This is a genomic window from Nostocoides australiense Ben110 (assembly GCF_001050535.1).
Lineage (GTDB): Bacteria > Actinomycetota > Actinomycetes > Actinomycetales > Dermatophilaceae > Nostocoides_A > Nostocoides_A australiense.
Window position 1 is genome coordinate 2,718,360 of the sequence record NZ_HG764815.1, and the last position, 3,915, is coordinate 2,722,274.

Sequence of the window (3,915 nt, forward strand, 5' to 3'; positions counted from 1 at the left end):
TCACGTCCCGGCGCTGGCGGTGACCGACCGGCATACCGTCCGCCCCGACCTGACCCCAGCGCTCGTCGAGCGCTTCCGCACCGACGCGAAGGCAACCCCGCCATGACCCTCTCCACGACCACGCCCGTGCATCCGCTGCTGCAGTTGAGCGAGGAGGTGGCGGGGGCGCTCGCCGCCGGCAGGCCCGTCGTCGCACTGGAGTCGACGATCATCAGCCACGGAATGCCCTATCCCGACAATGTCGCGATGGCGCAGGAGGTCGAGCAGATCGTTCGCGACGGGGGAGCGACGCCGGCGACGATCGCCATCCTCGACGGCATACCGCGGATCGGTCTCTCGCCGGATCAACTGGAGCTGCTCGCCAGCGACGAAGGCGTCATCAAGGTCAGCGTCCGCGACATCCCCTATGTCGTCGCCACCCGAACGCACGGTGCGACGACGGTCGCGGCGACGATGCGGCTCGCCGCGCTCGCCGGCATCCGGGTCTTCGTCACCGGCGGCCTCGGCGGGGTGCACCAAGGCGGCCAGGACACGATGGACGTCTCGGCTGACCTCACCGAGCTGGGCGCCACCGATGTCGCCGTCATCAGTGCCGGCGTGAAGTCCATCCTCGACATCGGGCGGACGTTGGAGGTGCTGGAGACCCTCGGCGTGCCGGTCGTCGGCTACGGCACCGACGAGTTCCCGTCGTTCTTCTCGCGCAGCTCGGGTCACCGCGTGCCGATGCGGCTCGACACCCCGGAACAGCTGGCCGCGATGATGCGAGCGAAGTGGGAGCTTGGTCTGTCCGGCGGCATCTCGGTCGCGAATCCCGTTCCGGCAGAGGATGAAATCCCGTCAGAAGAGATGGACGGGGTCATCGCGCAGGCGCTCGCCGATTGCGCTGCGCGGGGCATCACCGGCAAGGACATCACGCCCTATCTGCTGGGCCGGATCGTCGAGATCACCGGCGGCGCGTCGCTGCGGACCAATATCGCGCTCGTCCGCAACAACGCCCGCCTCGGCGCCGCCCTGGCGGTCGCCTTCGCCGCCCCCAGTAGCCTCTGCTAGCAGAGGCTAGTCAAATCAGCAGACCTCCCTAGGTGTGCTGATTTGACTACCCTCTGCTGAGTCTGTTGCCAACCGGGTATGCCGTAGCCGGGCCGACGGCGAGCGGTCACCGACCAGAGGTCGTCCTGGAGAACGTGACCTAGAAGAAGCTGTACCGATAGACACCGGAATCGATGGCGAAGAACAGCACCTGCCCACAGACCGCCACCCCCCGGAACGCCCCGAGCGAACCTGCGCCGGGGACGGTCGAGGGGGAGCCGCCGGTGCTCGTGCGCAGCAGCCAGAGGGCGGTGCCCTCCTTGTAGGCCCAGGCCGCGCGAGAGCCGTCCTCGTTCACCGAGACCATGGTCGTCTGGAGGCCGGCCAGGGGTGGTTCGAGCTCCTGCACATTGGTGACTCCGACGAGCAAGGCGGCGGCCAGCCCGAGTGTGATGGCGCGTGCGCTGCGGACGAATTTGCGCCGCACGAGGGTGCCGAGGCTGTCGCCGGTGACCAATGCGGTGCAATCGCAGATCTCCTGCACGGCATACAGCAACGGCAAGGTCAGCGGTGCTGTCCAGAGCAGGCCGACCCGGCGGCGGCGCCGGCCTGGGAGTAGGTGGCGACTCCGGAGGGATCGTCGTCCGCCACGCCGGTCACCAGCCCTGGCCCGAAGATGCCGAGGAAGGCGCGCATCCGTGGGCGGCGATCAGCCGTGGACGGCGGCGGCGGGGCGTCCAGGTCTGGGACCGGCGAGGTCGTCTCGGACGTCCTCGCTCTCCGGCGGAACAGGCTGCGGTGCCAGGGGTGTTGCCCCACTGAACTGCTCACGTGCAGATGACATGGCGATCCTCACGGACTCCGGGCCGGGAACCCATGGCGCATCGTCGTCGCCGACGCTGAGATGCGGCTGAGAGATCGCCGCAAATCACCTGAGCAGCCGGAGAATCAGTCCCCGAGGACGGCCCAGGAGTGCGGGGCCACCATGACGCTCGAGGTAGCGAGGGCGGCGTCGCCCGCCAGCACGGTGGCCGGCACGTCATCGAAGGTTGCCGGTTCGGCGGAGATGTTGAGGCACACGACGATGCGCTCGCCGTCTGGGCCGCGCAGGTCGTAGGCGTAGACCTCGTTGGTCAACGTCAGGTCGGTTGCCCGCGCCGTATGCAGCCACGGGTGGCGCCGGCGCACGGCGACGAGGGACTTCACCATCGCGTACGTGTCGTGGCCCAGTCCGAGTTCGGCAGGGGTGGCGGGCATGACGGGGCGCACCTGGTCATCGCCGCCGACGCGTTGCTCCTTGGTGCCGGTGTAGCCCATCTCGTCGCCGTAGTAGATCGACGGCGTGCCGCCGACGGTGAGGAGCACGGCATACGCGTGCCCGAGGTGGCGCGGGTCCTCGATCTGGGTGGCGATGCGCGTGACATCGTGATTGCCGACAAAGGTCTGGGGCACAAAGGATTCCAAGAAGGTCGCGTGCCGTCCGAGAGCGTGCGACAACTCCCAGAAGTTGGCGCTCGCCAGGCTCGACCAGATGGCCTTCCACAGTTCGTACTGTGTGACCGCGTCGACCCCGGACTCGGCGACGAAGGCCGGATAGTCGCCGTGGATGACTTCGCCGAGGATGTAACACTCCGGGAACCGCTCGCGAACGCGCGGCAGCACCCGCGCCCAGAAGTGTTGCGGCACAGCGTAGGCCGCGTCCAGACGCCACCCGTCGATCCCGCGCTCGAGCCAGTGCGTCATCACGTCGGCGACGAGGTCGACGACCTCCTCGGCGTCGTGGTCGAGCTCGACGAGCGACTGGTGACCCTCGAAACAGTCGTAGGCCGGCAACCCAAGATCGTTCGTGCTGCCCCAGTGGAACCGGAAGGCCCGAGCGGCGGGGGAGTCGGGCCCCTCGGCGATCGCCTGGCGAAAGAGCGGGAACTCGGTGCCGACATGGTTGAACACACCGTCGAGGAGCACGCGCAGCCCGCGTTGCTTGGCGGCGTGGAGCAGGTGGTCGAAGTCACCGTCGTCGCCGAGCCGCGGGTCGATGCGCAGATAGTTGGACGTGTCATAGCCGTGGGTGCCCGACTCGAAGACCGGACCGAGCAGAATCCCGTTGAGCCCCAACTCGATCGCGTGGTCCAGCCACGCCTCGATGTGGCCGAGACGGTTCTCCGGCTCCACCTCCGCGCTGCCGGGCACGTGGGCGGCCCCGACGAACCCCAAGGGATAGATGTGCCACCACAACACGTGCTCGACCCAGCCGGTCATCCGCACTCCTTCACGTTCGATCATCGCCTTCACCCTGTCATACGGCGGGCTCCCGGCTACCATCCGGCGGTATGCCGCGCGCCGCATACGCTTTCAAGCTCGCGTACGGCGCGCTCGCCGTCGCCGACACGGCCCTGGCCGGTTCGCGCTCCACGCGCGCCCACCGCATACGACGCGTCACCAAACCCCTGCTCATGCCGGTGCTCACCGGAGCCTTCGCCGCCGACCCGCGATCGGCGCGCTCGCCGCTGCGAGACACGACCCGCGCCGGGCAGGCACTGGGCTGGCTTGGGGACGTCGCCCTGTTGCGCCCCGGCCTGCCGGCCTTCGCCGCCGGGGTGGGCGCTTTCGGGCTCGGGCAGGCCGCCTATATCCGCGGCTTCCGGGCCAACGCGAGCCCAGTTCCGTTGCGCCACACCACAGCCGGTCGCGCCGCCGCAGTGATGTTCGCACTCTCCGGCGCGCCGATGGCCATCGCGGCCGCTCGCCACGAGCGCGTCCTCGGCCCCGCCGTCCTGGGGTATGCCGCGCTCCTGACAGCCATGGCCGCCAACGCCGCGAACCTCGACCCCGCTCTCCCGGCCGGTGCCCGCGCCGCGACGGCCGCCGGCGGGGGGGGGTTTTCTG

At 69.3% G+C, this 3,915-nt stretch carries 5 protein-coding genes; 2 read left to right on the forward strand and 3 right to left on the reverse strand.

The window, feature by feature from the left end; all coding sequences use genetic code 11:
- Positions 1–102 precede the first annotated feature (102 nt).
- The gene (locus tag BN11_RS13110) at positions 103–1,050 is read left to right on the forward strand and encodes a pseudouridine-5'-phosphate glycosidase (RefSeq protein ID WP_048698362.1); all 948 of its coding nucleotides are present in this window, start codon (positions 103–105) and stop codon (positions 1,048–1,050) included.
- Positions 1,051–1,189: 139 nt separating this feature from the next.
- Here the strand turns inward: BN11_RS13110 and BN11_RS24725 are convergent, their stop codons facing one another.
- From BN11_RS24725 to BN11_RS13120, 3 genes are all read right to left on the reverse strand, one after another.
- Positions 1,190–1,591 carry a hypothetical protein gene (locus BN11_RS24725; protein WP_048698364.1) on the reverse strand — a complete coding sequence of 134 codons (402 nt, stop codon included), beginning with the start codon at positions 1,589–1,591 and terminating at the stop codon, positions 1,190–1,192.
- Between the two features lie 2 nt (positions 1,592–1,593).
- Complete coding sequence (locus BN11_RS24730) at positions 1,594–1,860, reverse strand: hypothetical protein (RefSeq protein ID WP_201329262.1); 267 nt, start codon at positions 1,858–1,860, stop codon at positions 1,594–1,596.
- Positions 1,861–1,977: 117 nt separating this feature from the next.
- On the reverse strand, positions 1,978–3,312 hold the full coding sequence (locus tag BN11_RS13120) for an alpha-amylase family protein (protein ID WP_235435468.1): 1,335 nt from the start codon (positions 3,310–3,312) through the stop codon (positions 1,978–1,980).
- A gap of 47 nt (positions 3,313–3,359) precedes the next feature.
- Between BN11_RS13120 and BN11_RS23810 the strand changes: the two genes are divergently transcribed.
- Positions 3,360–3,915: lysoplasmalogenase family protein (locus BN11_RS23810; protein WP_053084101.1), on the forward strand; the 556-nt coding region annotated here is incomplete at its 3' end.